The organism is Stenotrophomonas maltophilia group sp. SKK55, from assembly GCF_057179845.1.
Genome location: NZ_JBXUHP010000018.1, coordinates 1 through 16,680, shown reverse-complemented (window position 1 = coordinate 16,680; position 16,680 = coordinate 1). Strand labels below are relative to the sequence as shown.

12 protein-coding genes are annotated in these 16,680 nt (G+C 65.4%); 4 read left to right on the top strand and 8 right to left on the bottom strand.

The window, feature by feature from the left end; all coding sequences use genetic code 11:
• Positions 1-159: 159 nt before the first annotated feature.
• Positions 160-1,710: a BCCT family transporter gene (locus AC2A1N_RS09135; protein ID WP_061479285.1), complete on the top strand. Its 1,551-nt coding sequence runs from the start codon at positions 160-162 to the stop codon at positions 1,708-1,710.
• A gap of 126 nt (positions 1,711-1,836) precedes the next feature.
• On the opposite strand, the gene acnA is transcribed toward AC2A1N_RS09135, so the two are convergent.
• Positions 1,837-4,590 carry an aconitate hydratase AcnA gene (gene acnA / locus AC2A1N_RS09130; RefSeq protein WP_061479286.1) on the bottom strand — a complete coding sequence of 918 codons (2,754 nt, stop codon included), beginning with the start codon at positions 4,588-4,590 and terminating at the stop codon, positions 1,837-1,839.
• Positions 4,591-4,964: 374 nt separating this feature from the next.
• Positions 4,965-5,324 (bottom strand): outer membrane protein assembly factor BamE domain-containing protein, encoded by a 360-nt coding sequence (gene bamE, locus AC2A1N_RS09125; protein WP_061479287.1) that lies wholly within the window; start codon positions 5,322-5,324, stop codon positions 4,965-4,967.
• A 183-nt stretch (positions 5,325-5,507) separates the two neighbouring features.
• Here bamE and AC2A1N_RS09120 point away from each other — a divergent pair, with 183 nt between their 5' ends.
• The 3 genes from AC2A1N_RS09120 to acnB are packed head-to-tail and all read left to right on the top strand — an operon-like array spanning position 5,508 to position 8,773.
• Positions 5,508-5,732, top strand: a complete 225-nt coding sequence (locus AC2A1N_RS09120; protein WP_005409505.1) for an AbrB/MazE/SpoVT family DNA-binding domain-containing protein — start codon at positions 5,508-5,510, stop codon at positions 5,730-5,732.
• 6 nt (positions 5,733-5,738) lie between these two features.
• Positions 5,739-6,137 carry a type II toxin-antitoxin system VapC family toxin gene (locus tag AC2A1N_RS09115; RefSeq protein ID WP_005416402.1) on the top strand — a complete coding sequence of 133 codons (399 nt, stop codon included), beginning with the start codon at positions 5,739-5,741 and terminating at the stop codon, positions 6,135-6,137.
• Between the two features lie 44 nt (positions 6,138-6,181).
• On the top strand, positions 6,182-8,773 hold the full coding sequence (gene acnB / locus AC2A1N_RS09110; protein WP_061479288.1) for a bifunctional aconitate hydratase 2/2-methylisocitrate dehydratase: 2,592 nt from the start codon (positions 6,182-6,184) through the stop codon (positions 8,771-8,773).
• 144 nt (positions 8,774-8,917) lie between these two features.
• Here acnB and AC2A1N_RS09105 read toward each other — a convergent pair whose 3' ends face one another.
• From AC2A1N_RS09105 to AC2A1N_RS09080, 6 genes are all read right to left on the bottom strand, one after another.
• Positions 8,918-10,393, bottom strand: coding sequence for an XVIPCD domain-containing protein (locus AC2A1N_RS09105; RefSeq protein ID WP_242894232.1), 1,476 nt, complete (start codon positions 10,391-10,393; stop codon positions 8,918-8,920).
• A complete protein-coding gene (locus tag AC2A1N_RS09100) occupies positions 10,390-11,028 on the bottom strand; it encodes a hypothetical protein (RefSeq protein WP_061479290.1) in 639 nt (212 codons plus the stop codon). The genes AC2A1N_RS09105 and AC2A1N_RS09100 overlap by 4 nt, the downstream gene beginning before the upstream one ends.
• 413 nt (positions 11,029-11,441) lie before the next feature.
• Positions 11,442-12,515 carry a protein-glutamate methylesterase/protein-glutamine glutaminase gene (locus AC2A1N_RS09095; RefSeq protein WP_061479291.1) on the bottom strand — a complete coding sequence of 358 codons (1,074 nt, stop codon included), beginning with the start codon at positions 12,513-12,515 and terminating at the stop codon, positions 11,442-11,444.
• The gene (gene cheD / locus AC2A1N_RS09090) at positions 12,512-13,108 is read right to left on the bottom strand and encodes a chemoreceptor glutamine deamidase CheD (protein WP_014037083.1); all 597 of its coding nucleotides are present in this window, start codon (positions 13,106-13,108) and stop codon (positions 12,512-12,514) included. The genes AC2A1N_RS09095 and cheD overlap by 4 nt, the downstream gene beginning before the upstream one ends.
• Positions 13,105-13,974 (bottom strand): CheR family methyltransferase, encoded by an 870-nt coding sequence (locus AC2A1N_RS09085; protein ID WP_049416359.1) that lies wholly within the window; start codon positions 13,972-13,974, stop codon positions 13,105-13,107. Before AC2A1N_RS09085 ends, cheD begins: the two co-directional genes overlap by 4 nt.
• 37 nt (positions 13,975-14,011) lie before the next feature.
• Entirely contained in the window at positions 14,012-16,282 is a 2,271-nt protein-coding gene (locus AC2A1N_RS09080) for a methyl-accepting chemotaxis protein (RefSeq protein WP_484372067.1), read from the bottom strand.
• Positions 16,283-16,680 lie beyond the last annotated feature (398 nt).

Sequence of the window (16,680 nt, the reverse complement as noted above, 5' to 3'; positions counted from 1 at the left end):
GGTTTGCGACCCGAAGGATCGGGCTGCCCGCCATTATGCTTTTTATTGATTGAACGTTCAATCAATAAACCCTAGGATGCGCTCGCGCCCCACGCCATGGGCCCGGTTTACCGGTCCGGCCCCGCCCATGTGCTCCCTCGGACTTGATGAGACGACCCCATGTCTTCCCTGGCTCATCCCAAGCGTTCGCCCCTGCGCTTGAACCGTTTTGTCTTCCTCAGCTCCTCGGTGTCGATCGGCATCCTCGGGCTGCTCACCGTGCTCTATCCCGAAGGCAGCGAGCACTGGCTGCAATGGGCGCAGGCCGAGGTCTCGGCCGCGTTCGGCTGGTGGTACATGCTGCTGATCGTGCTGTGCCTGGGCTTCGTGCTGTGGCTGGCGTTCTCGCCGTACGGCCGCATCCGCCTGGGCCACAACGAGGAATCACCGGCCTTTGGCTACGTTGCCTGGGTCTCGATGCTGTTCTCGGCCGGCATCGGCATCGCGCTGCTGTACTACGGCGCCTACGAGCCGCTGGATCATTTCCTCAATCCGCCCGGGCAGCCCGGCGGCACCGTGGCCGCCGGCCGCGAGGCGATGGTGCTGACCTTCCTGCACTGGGGCCTGCATGGCTGGGCGCTGTATGCGCTGGTCGGCGTGGCACTGGGCTATTTCGCCTATCGCCGGGACCTGCCGCTGGCGCTGCGCTCTGCGTTGTACCCGGTCTTCGGTGAGCGCATTCATGGCCGCATCGGCGACATGGTCGATGGCTTCGGCATCCTGGCCACGCTGATCTCGATGGTGACCAACCTCGGCATCGGCGCGCTGGTGGTACAGTCCGGCCTGGTCTACCTGTTCCACATCCCGGATACGCCGCAGGTGCTGGTGGCGATCGTGCTGGTGATGATGGTCGTGGCCACCATTGGCGTGGTCGCTGGCGTGGAAAAAGGCATTGCCTGGCTGTCCAACCTCAACGTGCGCCTGCTGTGCGGCCTGCTGCTGTTCGTGCTGGTCACCGGCCCGACCCTGCACCTGTTCGACGGCCTGATCCAGAACACCGGCGACTACCTCGGCGCGTTCGTGCGCAAGAGCTTCGACATGTACCTCAACGACCCCAAGGGCCGTGAGTGGATGGGGTCGTGGACGCTGTTCTACTGGGCGTGGTGGATCGCCTGGGCGCCGTTCGTCGGCCTTTTCGTGGCGCGCATCTCGCGTGGCCGCACCATCCGCGAAGTGATCTTGGGCGTGCTGCTGATCCCTCTCGGCTTCACCCTGGCCTGGCTGTCGATCTTCGGCAACACCGCCATTGACCTGGTGCTCAACCATGGCCAGGCGATCCTGGGTGACGTGGCCCAGCACGATGCAGCGATGACCTTGTTCAAGCTGCTGGAATACCTGCCTGCGGCGCCGTACGTGGCCGGTGCTGCGGTGGTGATCGGCTTCGTGCTGTTCCTGACCCCGGTCGACTCGGGCACGCTGATGATCGCCAACCTGTGCACGCGTCGCGTTGACGATGGCGTGGAAGATGGCCATGACGCGCCGATCTGGCTGCGCGTGTTCTGGGCCGCCGGCATCACTGTGGCCAGCGTCGGCCTGCTGCTGGCTGGCAATTTCAGCGCGATGCAGACCGCGGTGGTGCTGTGCGGCCTGCCGTTCTCGTTCACCCTGGCGTTCTACATGTGGGGCCTGTTGAAGGCCCTGCGCACCGACCCGGATGCGCCGCGCCGCTGAGCGCTTCTGTAGAGCCGAGCCCATGCTCGGCTGCTGTTGGCGCAGAAGCAGCCGAGCGCAGGCTCGGCTCTACAAGGGCATCGCAAACGCAAAGGGCCGGATCCGCGCGGATCCGGCCCTTTGTCGTTACTTGCTGGCCAGCTGGCGCAGCACGTACTGCAGCAGGCCGCCGTGGCGGAAGTACTCGACTTCCTTCGGGGTCAGCAGCATCACCGAGACCTCAAAGGTCTTCTTCGTGCCATCGGCCCTGGTGGCGGTGACCGTGGCGCGCTTGCTGGCACCGTCCTGCAGGCCGGTGATGTCGATCACCTCCGAACCGTCCAGGCCCAGGCTCTGCGCGTTCTCGCCGTTGCGGAACTGCAGCGGCAGCACGCCCATGCCGACCAGGTTGGAACGGTGGATGCGCTCGAAGCTCTCGGCGATGACCGCCTTCACCCCCAGCAGCAGGGTGCCCTTGGCCGCCCAGTCACGCGACGAGCCGGTGCCGTATTCCTTGCCGGCCAGCACCACCAGCGGCACCTTGTCGGCCTTGTACTTCATGGCCGCATCGTAGATCGCCAGCTTTTCCGGCTGGCCACCACCAGCCGGGTAGTACAGGGTGTTGCCACCTTCCTCGCCACCGAACATCAGGTTCTTGATGCGGATGTTGGCGAAGGTGCCGCGGACCATCACGTCATCGTTGCCGCGACGGCTGCCGTAGCTGTTGAAGTCGGCCGGCTGCACGCCGCGCTCCTGCAGGAAGCGGCCCGCCGGCGAGTCCTTCTTGATGTTGCCGGCCGGGGAAATGTGGTCGGTGGTGATCGAGTCGCCGAACAGGCCCATCACGCGTGCGCCGTGCACGTCGTCGATGCTGCCGGTCTGCATGGTCATGCCATCGAAGTAGGGCGGGTTCTTGATGTAGGTGGAGGCGTCGCTCCACGCGTACAGGTTGCCGTCCGGCGAGGCGATGGTGTTCCAGCGGGTATCGCCCTTGAACACATCGGCGTAGTTCTGCTTGAACATCTCCGGGCCAATGGTGGCGGCGATGACGTCGCCGATTTCCTTGTTGCTCGGCCAGATGTCGCGCAGGAACACCGGCTGGCCGTCGCTGCCGGTGCCGAGCGGCTGGGTGGTCAGGTCGATGTCGGTGGTGCCGGCAATGGCATAGGCCACCACCAGCGGCGGGCTGGCCAGGTAGTTCATCTTCACTTCGGGGTGCACGCGGCCCTCGAAGTTGCGGTTGCCCGACAGCACCGAGGTCACCACCAGATCACCGGCGGCGATGCCGGCGCTGACTTCGGTCGGCAGCGGGCCGGAGTTGCCGATGCAGGTGGTGCAGCCGTAGCCGACCACGTAGAAGCCGATCTTCTCCAGCTCCTTCAGCACACCGGCCTTTTCCAGGTAGTCGGTGACCACGCGCGAGCCCGGGCCGAGCGAGGTCTTGACCCACGGCTGACGGTTCAGGCCCTTGGCGGCCGCGTTGCGGGCCAGCAGGCCGGCACCGATCATCACCGCCGGGTTGGAGGTGTTGGTGCACGAGGTGATGGCGGCGATGACCACTGCGCCATCCTTCAGCCGCACCTTGCGGCCTTCGATCTCGATGTCGGCGAAGCCCTTGGCCAGCTGCTCGTTGCCGACCGCGGCGCCGCCGCCTTCGTTGACGAAGGTGGCAACGTCCTCGCTGCGCTTGTCACGGTTGGCGGTCATGCCGACCAGCGCTTCGCGGTAGTTCTTCTGCACGTCTTCCAACAGCACGCGGTCCTGCGGGCGCTTCGGGCCGGCCAGCGACGGCTTCACCGTGCCCATGTCCAGTTCCAGCGTGGTGCTGTACTGGGCGTGCGGGCTGCCCGGTTCGTGCCAAAGGCCCTGCGCCTTGGCGTAGGCCTCGACCAGATCGATCTGCTCTTCGCTGCGACCGGACAGGCGCAGGTAGTTCAGCGATTCGGCGTCGATCGGGAAGATGCCGCAGGTGGCGCCGTATTCCGGGGCCATGTTGCCGATGGTGGCGCGGTCGGCCAGTGGCAGGTGCTGCAGGCCGTCACCGTAGAACTCGACGAACTTGCCCACCACGCCCAGCTTGCGCAGCATCTGGGTGACGGTCAGCACCAGGTCGGTGGCGGTGGCGCCTTCGGGCAGCTTGCCGGTCAGCTTGAAGCCGACGACCTGCGGAATCAGCATCGACGATGGCTGGCCGAGCATGGCGGCCTCGGCTTCGATGCCACCCACGCCCCAGCCGAGCACGCCGATGCCGTTGATCATGGTGGTATGGCTGTCGGTACCGAACACGGTGTCGGGGTAGGCAATGTCCTTGCCATCCTTCTGCGCGGTCATCACCACGCGGGCCAGGTTCTCCAGGTTCACCTGATGGACGATGCCGGTGTTGGGCGGCACCACCTTGAAGTTGTCGAAGGCCTTCTGTCCCCAGCGCAGGAAGCCGTAGCGTTCCTGGTTGCGCTGGAATTCGATCTTGCCGTTGAGGTCCAGCGCGTCGGGCTTGCCGAACACATCGACCTGCACCGAGTGGTCGATGACCAGTTCGGAGGGAATCTGCGGGTTGATCTGCTCCGGCTTGCCGCCGAGCTTGACCACCGCATCGCGCATCGCGGCCAGGTCGACCACGCAGGGCACGCCAGTGAAGTCCTGCAGGACCACGCGCGCCGGCATGAAGGCGATCTCGGTGTCCGGCTCGGCCGCCGGGTTCCAGCGGGCCACGGCTTCGATGTGGTCCTTGCCGACAGTGATGCCGCCGTCCTCGTGCCGGAGCAGGTTCTCCAGCAGGATCTTCATCGAGTAGGGCAGGTGGGAGATATCGAAGCGCTGGCCCAGCGTGGGCAGGCTGAAGTAGTCGTAGGTCTTGCCACCGACGTTCAGCTGGCTGCGGGTGGAGAACGAATCGCTCATGCGGGTTAACTCCTTCTTGCGGATGGCTTGCAGTGGCCCGCGCATGGGCAGGCCTTCTTGCGGTGGCCGGCAGTCCGTGCCGCCGGGCAGAAGGCCAGTATCGCCGATGCCGTCGGGGCCGCAGAACTGCGGGCTCAGAACGCAAGGTTATAAATTCGTATGTAGTTTTCGTGTCATGGCGCCGCCGGACTTAGTGCGGGCTGACAGGCTCGAGGCAGTGCCGTATGGCGCCGGGGGACAGGTGGACGGCAGCATGGGGGTGCTGCAGGCGCTGGGGGCGGAGCCGTGCTGAGCGATGGTCATCGTGGCGGTCGAGTCGTTCTTGACCGGGCACGGGGCGCGCCGCCGACGGGCAGCGCGCCAGTCAGTGGCGATCAGCCACCCAGGAACGGATTGCCGGTCTTGGCGGGAGCCGCGCCCTTGGATTTCACCTTGAGTACGTTGTCCTTGCCGAACTCAAAGACGGTCGATTCCTGCACGTTCTTTCCGAAGTGCTTGATCTTGGCGTAGTCGTAGTACCAGACCTGGGTGTCGCCAAGCTGCTCACGACGCGTCGGCGCTCCAAACTTCTCGCGGACCTGGTCCTGGGTCGCCTTGCCCACCTCCAGCTCGTCCAGTTGCTTCTGGGTGATCTCAGTGCCGGTGGTGTGGGCCGCGAACGGATTGGCGTGGGCCGGGCCTGCGGCCAGGGCCAGGGGGGTGGCCAGAGCCAGGGCCAGAATGAATGCGCGCATTGAACGTCCTTTTATGAGGGAGGGGGCGTGCGGTGCCGGAGTGTCCCGGCCCGGTACAGCGAGAGATGCCCGGCCAGTCTAGCGGTCGAATGCGACTGATTCTGGTTCAAGGTCACAGTTCGCCGGATTTGAGGTGTTTACGTCAGGTATGTATAATTCATACATACTTTTTGAGGCCTACCCATGGAAGCCACCGTTGCAGAACGCGGACAGATCACCCTGCCCAAGGCGGTGCGCGATGCCCTCGGCCTGACCAAGGGCACGCTGCTGAAGGTCGAGCTGGACGGCAGCCGCATCATCCTGCGCAAGAGTGTTGACGATGCCATTTCACGGGCGCGCGGCAAGTTCGCGCTGGACGGCTTCGAGTCGTCCGATGCGGCAGTACGCGCGGTGCGCGACGAGGAATAAGCCGTGATGATCGCCGTCGATTCACCGGTACTGGTTGAACTGCTCAGCAACGGCCCGCAGGCCGATGCCGTGGAAGCCATCCTCCGGCAGAGCCTGGTCGGTGGCCGCGTGGTGGTCTGCGGCGCGACTCTGGCCGAAGTCTGCGCATCGCTGCGCGGTGGTGCCGAAGTGCTCGAAGCACTGGAAGAGATGGGCGTGCACTTCAACCCGATGGAGGCCAAGTCGGCGCTGCGCGCCGGCGAGATGCACCGCCGTCACCGTCAGCGCGGCGGCAGCCGTCGCAGCCTGGACGAATTCATGGTCGGTGCGCACGCACTGCTGCAGTGCGATGGCCTGATCACCTGGAACGACACGTTTTACCGCGACTACTTCAAGGGCCTGAAGCTGATCGTGCCGCACGCCTGAGCCCACTTTTGATTTTTCAACCTACGCATTACCCGGGAGTTGTCATGTTGGAAGCCTACCGCCACCACGTCGCCGAGCGCGCTGCGCTTGGCATCCCGCCGCTGCCGCTGAGCGCGCAGCAGACGGCCGATGTCATCGAACTGCTGAAGAACCCGCCGCAGGGCGAGGCCGAGTTCCTGCTCGACCTGCTGACCCACCGCGTGCCGGCCGGCGTCGATGACGCAGCCAAGGTCAAGGCGTCGTACCTGGCGGCGATCGCCCTGGGCAGCGAGCAGAACCCGCTGATCAGCCGCGAGCGCGCCACCGAACTGCTGGGCACCATGCTCGGCGGCTACAACGTTGCGCCGCTGATCCAGCTGCTGGACGACGCCAGCGTTGGCGCTATCGCTGCCAATGGCCTGAAGAACACCCTGCTGGTGTTCGATGCGTTCCATGACGTGCAGGAGAAGGCGAAGGCCGGCAACGCCAACGCCCAGGCCGTGCTGCAGAGCTGGGCCGAGGCCGAGTGGTTCACCAGCAAGCCGGAAGTGCCGCAGAGCCTGACCATCACCGTGTTCAAGGTGCCGGGCGAAACCAACACCGACGACCTGTCGCCGGCACCGGACGCGACCACCCGCCCGGACATTCCGATGCACGCCCTGGCGATGCTGAAGAACAAGCGCGACGACGCGCCGTTCACCCCGGAAGAAGACGGCAAGCGCGGCCCGATCCAGCAGATCCTGTCGCTGAAGGACAAGGGCCACCTGGTCGCCTACGTCGGCGACGTGGTCGGCACCGGCTCCTCGCGCAAGTCGGCCACCAACAGCGTGCTGTGGTGGACCGGCGATGACATTCCGTACATCCCGAACAAGCGCGCCGGTGGCGTGTGCCTGGGCGGCAAGATCGCCCCGATCTTCTACAACACCATGGAAGATGCCGGTGCGCTGCCGATCGAGCTGGACGTGTCGAAGATGGAGCACGGCGATGTCATCGAGCTGCGTCCGTACGAAGGCAAGGCGCTGAAGAACGGCGAAGTGATCGCCGAGTTCCAGGTCAAGTCCGACGTGCTGTTCGACGAAGTGCGTGCCGGTGGCCGCATCCCGCTGATCATCGGTCGTGGCCTGACCGGCAAGGCGCGCGAAGCGCTGGGCCTGGCCCCGACCGACCTGTTCCGCCTGCCGGTGCAGCCGGCCGATACCGGCAAGGGCTTCTCGCTGGCACAGAAGATGGTCGGCCGTGCCTGTGGCCTGCCGGAAGGCCAGGGCATGCGCCCGGGCACCTACTGCGAGCCGAAGATGACCTCGGTCGGCTCGCAGGACACCACCGGCCCGATGACCCGTGACGAGCTGAAGGACCTGGCCTGCCTGGGCTTCTCGGCCGACCTGGTGATGCAGTCGTTCTGCCATACCGCCGCTTACCCGAAGCCGGTGGACGTGAAGACGCACCACACCCTGCCGGAGTTCATCTCCACCCGTGGCGGCGTTTCGCTGCGCCCGGGCGACGGCGTGATCCACAGCTGGCTCAACCGCATGCTGCTGCCGGACACCGTCGGTACCGGTGGTGATTCGCACACCCGTTTCCCGGTGGGTATTTCGTTCCCGGCCGGCTCGGGCCTGGTCGCCTTCGCTGCCGCCACCGGCGTGATGCCGCTGGACATGCCGGAGTCGGTGCTGGTGCGCTTCAAGGGCAAGATGCAGCCGGGCGTGACCCTGCGTGACCTGGTCAATGCGATCCCGCTGTACGCGATCAAGTCGGGCCTGCTGACCGTGGCCAAGGCGGGCAAGAAGAACATCTTCTCCGGCCGTATCCTGGAAATCGAAGGCCTGCCGGATCTGAAGGTCGAACAGGCGTTCGAACTGTCCGACGCCTCGGCCGAGCGTTCGGCGGCCGGTTGCTCGGTGCGCCTGAACAAGGAGCCGATCATCGAGTACCTGACCAGCAACATCACCCTGCTGAAGTGGATGATTGCCGAGGGTTACCAGGATCCGCGCTCGCTGCAGCGTCGCATCGAGAAGATGGAAGCGTGGCTGGCCAACCCGCAGCTGCTGGAGCCGGACGCGGACGCCGAGTACGCCGCCGTCATCGAGATCGACCTGGCCGACATCCACGAGCCGATCGTGGCCTGCCCGAACGACCCGGACGACGTGAAGACCCTGTCCGAAGTGGCCGGTGCCAAGATCGACGAGGTGTTCATCGGTTCGTGCATGACCAACATCGGCCACTTCCGCGCCGCTGCCAAGCTGCTGGAAGGCAAGCGTGACCTGCCGACCCGCCTGTGGGTGGCCCCGCCGACCAAGATGGACGCCTCGGAACTGACCAAGGAAGGCGTGTACGGCACCTTCGGTGCTACCGGCGCTCGTATGGAAATGCCGGGCTGCTCGCTGTGCATGGGCAACCAGGCGCAGATCCGCGAAGGTTCCACCGCGATGTCGACCTCGACCCGCAACTTCCCGAACCGTCTGGGCCGCAACACCAACGTGTACCTGGGTTCGGCGGAACTGGCGGCGATCTGCTCGCGTCTGGGCCGCATCCCGACCAAGGAGGAGTACATGGCGGACATCGGCGTGATCAACGCCAATGGTGCGGAGATCTACCGCTACATGAACTTCGACCAGATCGAGGAATACCAGGACGTGGCCAGCACGGTCGCTGCCTGATGCGGTAACGGAAAACCCCCGGCTCGCGCCGGGGGTTTTTTGTGAGCGGACGACGCATGGTAGTGCCGGCCGCTGGCCGGCATCCCGTTGAAATGAAAAACCCCCGGTGAGAGCCGGGTTTTTCATTGTGCCCGGCCAGGTGGCCTAGCCCATCCGCCTCGCAGTGAGGGCCTGCTCCTGGGCGAGGTCCTGCTGGGCGACCTGCTGTGCCTGCGAAATCTGCTCGGCCTTGGCGAGCGACTGTTCTACGGGCGTATTGACGGCCTCACTGATTGGAACCGACGCCCGCAGGTGTGCTGGATTGTCGAGCGCTCCCTGCACAACGAACATGCGAGAGGCTGAGCCATCGCTGGGTGAATTGCCCAGTACAACATGATCGACGCGTTCCAGGCCGCTGCCCTTGGCTGCCGCAAGCAGGCCGGCCGTCACGCGCTCACTGGTTTCATCGAAGCTGCGCCCGTGCCTGGCATCCACGGCGGATACACCATCGCGAATCTGCCGGTAGAGCGCATGGTCTGGATGGCCTTCCTTCCTGGGATCCAGGCCTGCCTTGTCCAAGGTTGATTCAATGCTCTCCTGCAATGGACTCCTGGGAGAGAAGCCGGGATTGCCGAGAGAGGGCGAGCCCTTGCCGGTTGCATCCTGGATCAGCTGCTCCCCCGGCTTGAGCGCATTCTGGGCCCGCTGCTCCGCTTCAGCCTCGCGGCGGGCGTATGCACCGGCTTCCTCGACACCGCGCAGGAAATTGATACCGTCGCGCAGCAGACCGGGCCCGCCGCCGACAAGCACGGTCGCACCCGCACGCAGTTGATGAACATCACTGCGGTAGTCGGCAATCCGGCGCAGGTCCTCAGGATCCGTGACCCGCGCCTGTGGGTTGTCCAGTACAGATTGCACCGGACCCTTGTCGGTCATGCGATCAAGGAAATGAACCAATCGATGGGAATCGCCCAACTGGACCGCCACCGCGGCGGACATGACATGGCCGCTCTTCATCCCGGGTGTTCCGATCGAGGCGATGCGCTGGCCGTGCTCGGCGTTGCGCAGGATCTCCAGTTCCCTGGGCAGCGCATACATCTCGACCTTGCCGTAATGGGGACCGCCGGCACTGACCAGGTCGCCTGCCATCACATGGTTGGTGAAGGGTGCCGCGTTGGCTGGCTGGCCTTCAGGAAGGCGATGTGCCAGCCCGGCGGCACCGTAGGGATTGAACGCGTCGCCGGGGAGGTTGTAGTGGTGTGCAGTGATCTGCGCGAGCGTGCCGCCGAGGGAGTGGCCGGTGACGTGTACCAGGCCATATCCATTTGCGTCAGCCAGCTCGATTGCCTGCTTGGTGAGCGCGAGGGCATCATCAATCTGCGCGTTGATTCTGGCGGTGACCATCGCCGCATCGATGCCGCCGTCAATCAGAGGCTGGCGATCAAACTCGGTACCGCGATGGGTGACGATTACTTCTTTGGATTCGAGATTATGGTAAATGACGCCTTGGTAGCCGGTGGCGGAGTTTAGGCTGGCCAATACACGATATTCCGTCCCGGCAATGGTAACAATGGCCTTGGGTGCAGGGAGCGGATCCTTGTAGACATGATCTGCGAGGGCTGCATTTGCTCGAGGATTCATTGGGCTGTTCCTTCAGTCCGTGTGGAGATTTCGATTGGGAAGTAATCCTTTCGCTTATCTTGAGACATCTTCTCGTACCAAGTCGAAGGCTCGGTAGGCGTCCACTCTGGCGATCCCCCTGAAGTCATGGGGCGTAAGGCGCGATGTACGTAAGTAGTAGAGAGTTTCTCGGTTTCAAGCTTTGTGAATGAAGTCCATGCGGTTGCTTGGATACGGCGATCATCGATGATGAAGGGGAATGAAGCTTCCACGAGCACGGGTGTCCAAGTGCACGGGCCACGACCGTAGTAATCGGCAACTTCCATGCCGTCGTTGAAAACAGCACTGCTGAATTCAGTTGCACTGAGGCGCTGTGCCTGAACCTCAACCTTGTGCTGGTTCGGCTCGTACTGCACCCCCTCCCAATTGTTGACCGGAGGGAGACAGAGTGGGTCTATCTCATACGTGACGAAGACCGAAGGAACGGGGACATCCACGGGTGCATCGTGGACCCGAATCACAATCGGCAGCGCATCCTTGGGCGCAGGATTCTCGCGATAGACCGGGAACGAGCGTTCCTTGCTGCAGCCCGCAGCGGCCAGTGTGATCAAAGCGATCATCGCAACATGAGCAAGGCTGGGGGCGGATTTCAGCATGAGCGGTCCATGTCGCTGCAGGATTGTCCTTGATCCTTGGAACACGCGGACTCATCACGGACGACGGCGCCATATCTGGGCAAATGCGACAGGTTGCGCAGTGGGTATTGCCCGTTACCCGGACCTCCCTCCCTGCGTACCCGGGCAGCGCGGCCTTGCGGGGTAACGTTCATCGGCGTTCCATTGCAGTGCGATACCTGACTATACGACCCGCTCCAGCCGCGCTCCAAGTCGGTGTCCTGCGGGCTCCCGGTCACCGCGCATGGCGTGCGGCAGGATCAAGCCTCGATCAGCGCCGTTGAAACATCAATGGTCGAAAGTGCTAGCGGCGGATCGGCAATCGAGCCTGACGTCTCTTGGAGGTGTCCAGCAGGGAGCGGAGCCGAGCGTGGGCTCGGCTCTACAGGGGCCTGTCAGCCGCGGGCGAGGGCGAGCAACCGCTCGGCGACCCGCTCCAGCGGCACCTGTTCCTCGGCAGCGCCCAGCTTGAACGCGGCGCCGGGCATGCCCCAGACCACGCTGGTGGCCTCGTCCTGCACCAGTGTGGGCGCGCCGGCCTGGCGCATCTCCAGCAGGCCGCGCGCGCCGTCGTCACCCATGCCGGTGAGGATGGCACCGATGGCATTGCCACCGGCGCTCTGCGCGACCGAGCGGAACAGCACGTCCACCGCGGGCTTGTGCCGGTTCACTGCCGGGCCGTCATCGACGCGGCAGCGCCAGCGCGCACCATCGCGGATGATGCGCAGGTGCTTGCCGCCGGGTGGCAGGTAGGCGTGGCCGGGCAGTACTGCTTCGCCGTCGCTGGCCTCGCGCACGGCCATGGCCGAGTGGCGGTCCAGTCGCTCGGCGAAGGCGCTGCTGAAGCTGGCCGGCAGGTGCTGGGTCATCACCACGGCGGGTGCATCGGCAGGCATGCCTTCCAGCACCACGCGCAGCGCTTCGGTGCCACCGGCTGACGAGCCGATCGCGATCAGGCGGTCGGTGGTGCGGAACTGCGGCGAGGCAGCACGCATCGCCGGCGTTGCGTCCAGCGTGAGCTTGGGGGCGCTGGCACGCACCAGCGGGCGCACGCGCGAGCGCGCCGCCATCTTGACCTTGGCGATGATCTCCTCGGCATAGCCCTGCAGGCCACGGGCCACGTCCAGCTTGGGCTTGGAGACGAAATCCACGGCGCCCAGCGCCAGTGCCTGCAGGGTGGTGTCGGCGCCTCGCTCGGTCAGCGAGGAAATCATCACCACCGGCAGCGGATGCAGGCGCATCAGGTTTTCCAGGAACGCCAGCCCGTCCATGCGCGGCATTTCCACGTCCAGGGTGATCACGTCCGGGAGCAGGCGCTTGATCTTCTCGCGCGCCAACAGCGGGTCAGCCGCGGTGCCGACCACGTCGATGGCCGGGTCGCTGGACAGGATTTCCGTGAGCATCTGCCGCACGACGGCGGAGTCGTCGACGATCAGGACTCGGCAGGGGGCGTTGCCGGTGAAGGTCATTCGAACAGCTCCACGCCACCGGTGACCGGCGCCTTGGACAGGCGCGCACGCACCGCCGATTCGGTGGCGGCCACCTCGGCCTCATGCGCATGCGGCAGGCGCTGCACCACCACGCGGCCGGTATCGGCGAAGAACCAGATCTTGCGCGGATGGATGCCGCACAGGTCCTCGGCAATGATCGGAATGTGCTCGGCCTGAAGGTACTGGCGGACAAACTCGGCGTTGCGGGTGCCAACCGGGTTGCTGGTGAAGCCCTTCAGCACGTTGGCGCCACCGAACACCTTGGCCTCGATGCGCTTGCGGTGGGCACCACGCTTGAGCATGTCGTTGATCAGCAGTTCCATCGCGTAGCTGCCGTAGCGCGCGGGCGCGCCGTCACCGGCGTTGCCCTCGGGCAGCAGGAAGTGGTTCATGCCGCCGATCTTCAGCACCGGGTCGCGCAGGCAGGCGGCGACGCACGAGCCCAGCGTGGTGGTCAGCGCGGTGGTGTCATCGACCACCAGGTACTGGGTGGGCAGCAGCTTGGCGGCGATGGTCTGGAAGCGCGCATCCTGGTAGCGCATCACATCGTCGGTACGCAGCGAAGCATTCATGCGCCGGCCTTCGCCGCACGGCGGTACAGGGTGCGGCCGCAGGGCTGGATCAGGTCGGCGGCGTGCAGATAGTTCTCCGAATGGCCGGTGTAGAGCAGGCCGTCATCGGCCAGGTGCTGCACCAGGCGGCCGAGGATCGCGCGCTGGGTCGGCTTGTCGAAGTAGATCATTACGTTGCGGCAGAACAGTGCGTCGAACGGGCCACCGACGTCGTAGCGCGGGGCGAGCAGGTTCAACGGGCGGAATTCGATCAGCTCGCGCAGCGCAGGCAGCACGCGGCACTGGCCCTCGTTGGGGCCGCTGCCACGCTGGAAGTAGCGGCGGCGCAGGTCCGGATCGAGGCTGGCGACGCGATCGATGTTGTAGACGCCGCGGCCGGCGGTGGCCAGCACCTGGGTATCGACGTCGGTGGCAATGATGCGCACCGGCGGCTTCAGGGTGCCAAAGGCCTCGCACGCGGTGATCGCCATCGAGTAGGGCTCTTCACCCGTGGACGCCGCGCACGACCACAGCAGCAACGGCGTGCGGCTGGAGCGCTGCTGCAGTTCTTCGCGCAGCTTGTCGAAGTGGTGCGGTTCGCGGAAGAACGAGGTCAGGTTGGTGGTCAGGGCGTTGGTGAACGCCTGCCACTCGTCACCATCTTCCTGTTCCAGATGGTCCAGGTACTGCTGGAAGCTGCGCATGCCCAGCGTGCGCAGGCGGCGCGACAGGCGGCCATAGACCATGTCGCGCTTTGCCGGCGCAAGCGCAATGCCCACGCGCTGGTAGATCAGGTCGCAGACGCGGCGGAAATCACGGTCGGCGAACTCGAATTCGCGTGGACCGGTAACGATGGGAGTAGGACTTTGCACGGGGGACGTGTCCATCGGCGGGGGCGGCGGCCGAAGCCGCCACGGGTGGGTCTCAGAATTCCTGCCAGTCGCTGTCGCTGGCGACGAAGGTGCCGGCGTTGCTGCTGCGACGTACCGGCGCGGGGGTGCTGGTCGGCTGCGGACGTGCCACGGTGGTGATGCGCGCCGGTTCCACGCGTTCGGCGACAGCCTTCACTGCGGCGGAGACCTGGTTGTCGAGCCGGAAGATCGCCACGGCATCGGCCAGCTGCGCCGCCTGGTCTTCCATCGCGCGTGCGGCGGCGGTGGCTTCCTCTACCAGCGCAGCGTTCTGCTGGGTGGTTTCGTCCATCTGCACCACGGTCTGGTTGACCTGCTCGATGCCCGCGCTCTGTTCCTGCGAGGCCGCAGAGATCTCGGCCATGATGTCGGTCACACGCTGCACCGAGGCGACGATCTCGCCCATGGTGCTGCCGGCCTGGTGGACCAGGCTGGAGCCCTCGGCAACCTTGCCGACCGAGTCGTCGATCAGGCCCTTGATTTCCTTGGCGGCAGCGGCCGAGCGCTGGGCGAGGGTGCGCACTTCGCTGGCGACCACGGCGAAGCCGCGGCCCTGTTCACCGGCACGCGCGGCTTCCACGGCGGCGTTCAGCGCCAGGATGTTGGTCTGGAACGCGATGCCGTCGATCACCGAGATGATCTCGGCGATCTTCTTCGACGAGGCTTCGATGGCGGACATGGTGGTGACCACCTGGCCGACGACCTCGCCACCCTGCGAGGCGACGCCATGGGCGCCGATGGCGAGCTGGTTGGCCTGGCGGGCGTGCTCGGCGTTCTGGCGCACGGTGGAGGTCAGTTCCTCCATCGAGGCCGCGGTTTCTTCCAGGTTGGCGGCCTGCTGTTCGGTCCGGCGCGACAGGTCGCTGTTGCCGGAGGCGATCTCGCCGGCGGCCAGGGTGATGCTGGAGGCGCTGGCCTGGATCTGGCCGACGATCTGGGTCAGCTGCGCGACCGTGGCGTTGGCATCGTCGCGCATGCGGGCGAACACGCCCTGGTAGTCGCCGTGCATGCGCGCGGTCAAGTCACCTTCGGCGATGGCCGACAGCAGCTGCGAGAGCTTGCCGAGGTTGTCATCGCTGACCGCCATCATCGCGTTGAGGTTTTCCAGCATCAGGCGGAAATCGTGGTCGAAGCACTGCGCATCGCCTCGGCGGCTGAAGTCGCCGGCAGCAGCGGCGCTGGCCAACTGCTTGATCTCGGCGTTGATGCGGCCGAGGTTGGCCTTGACGGTGTCGACGGTGGTGGTCATCGCCGCCTTTTCGCCCGGGTAGCGGGCGATGTCGCGGCTCAGGTCACCGACCGCGTACTGCTGCACCACGTCCAGCACATCGTGCAGGGTCTGCACGTGGCTACCCACCAGGGCGTTGGTTTCCTGCACCATCAGCCCGTATTCGCCGGGGAAGGCGCTGGCGTCGATGCGGTAGCTGAGTTCGCCACCGTCGTGGCGGCGGGCCATTTCGCGCTGGCCGGTGATGACCGCATGCAACTGCTGCTGCATGCCGGCCATGGCGTCCAGCAGGCGGCCGGTTTCATCGTGCGGCTGCGGGCCGATGTGGCTGTCGAGCTTGCCGGCGGCGATGCCTTCGGCGACGGCTGTGGCCTGCTTCAGCGGTACCGCGATGCGGTTGCCGATGACCCAGCTCAGGGCCAGTACGATCAGCACCAGGACGCCGCCGGAGACTGCCATGATGGCGGTGAACACCAGCGCCTGCTTCTGCACGTCGTCCATGTAGACGCCACTGCTGACCACCCAGTTCCACGGCGCGAACAGGCCGGCGTAGGCGACCTTCTCGACCTCGCCATTGCTGCCCGGCTTGGCCCAGCGGTAGCTGACGAAGCCGCCACCGGCCTTGGCCGCTTCGACCTGGTCGTAGTAGATGCGCACACCATCGTCGGTGCGGAAGTCCTTCATGTCCTTGCCGACCAGGTCCTTGCGGAACGGGTGCATCAGCAGCCGGTAGCCGGTGTCGTAGACGTTGAAATAGTAGGTATCGTTCTCTGCACGCATCACTTCCAGTGCCTGCAGCGCGGCGCGCTTGGCAGCCTCTTCGCTGAGTTCGCCGGTACCGGCCAGGCGGTGGTAGTGCTGGAGGATGCCGTAGCTCAGTTCGACCTGGGTCTTCAGTGCGGTCTTGCGGGTCTCGGTGAGATCCAGGTACTGCATGCGGGCGGCGATCACCGAGAGCGCGATCACGCCGAGCGCGATGAGCAGCGTCAGCAGGTTGAGCTTGCGCCGGACGGAAAGATTGCGGAAGTAGTGTTGCCAGCGATGCAGGAGATTCATCGAGCAGGACCCGGTTGAAGCAGGCGGGCGGCGCCGAGCCGGTCACGGCAGACAGACTGTGACAACCCCGTTATCGGCCGCGGAGGCGGGGGATTGAGGTGCGGTGTCGGAACGTATTCAGGTTTTTCCTGCAGCGGCGGCTGCGGCGCTGCCTGCGGCAGGCTGGTTTTGAAGCAACAGCAACAGCAACAGCGGCTGGTCGGCGCTGGATTGTCAGTAAGTGGCTGGGCCGGGGTGGGCAGGCAGGACACGCCGTAAACCCCCCTCCGGGGTCCGGCCCAGCCGCTGGCGGCTGGGCGTTCTGATCTGGCCCCCTGAAAACGGACGCCATGAAGCCGTTTCAGGCGGCAGCCCGGAGCTGCCGGGCGTAGTTGTTAGGCGAGTGGTAGCCCAGCGCC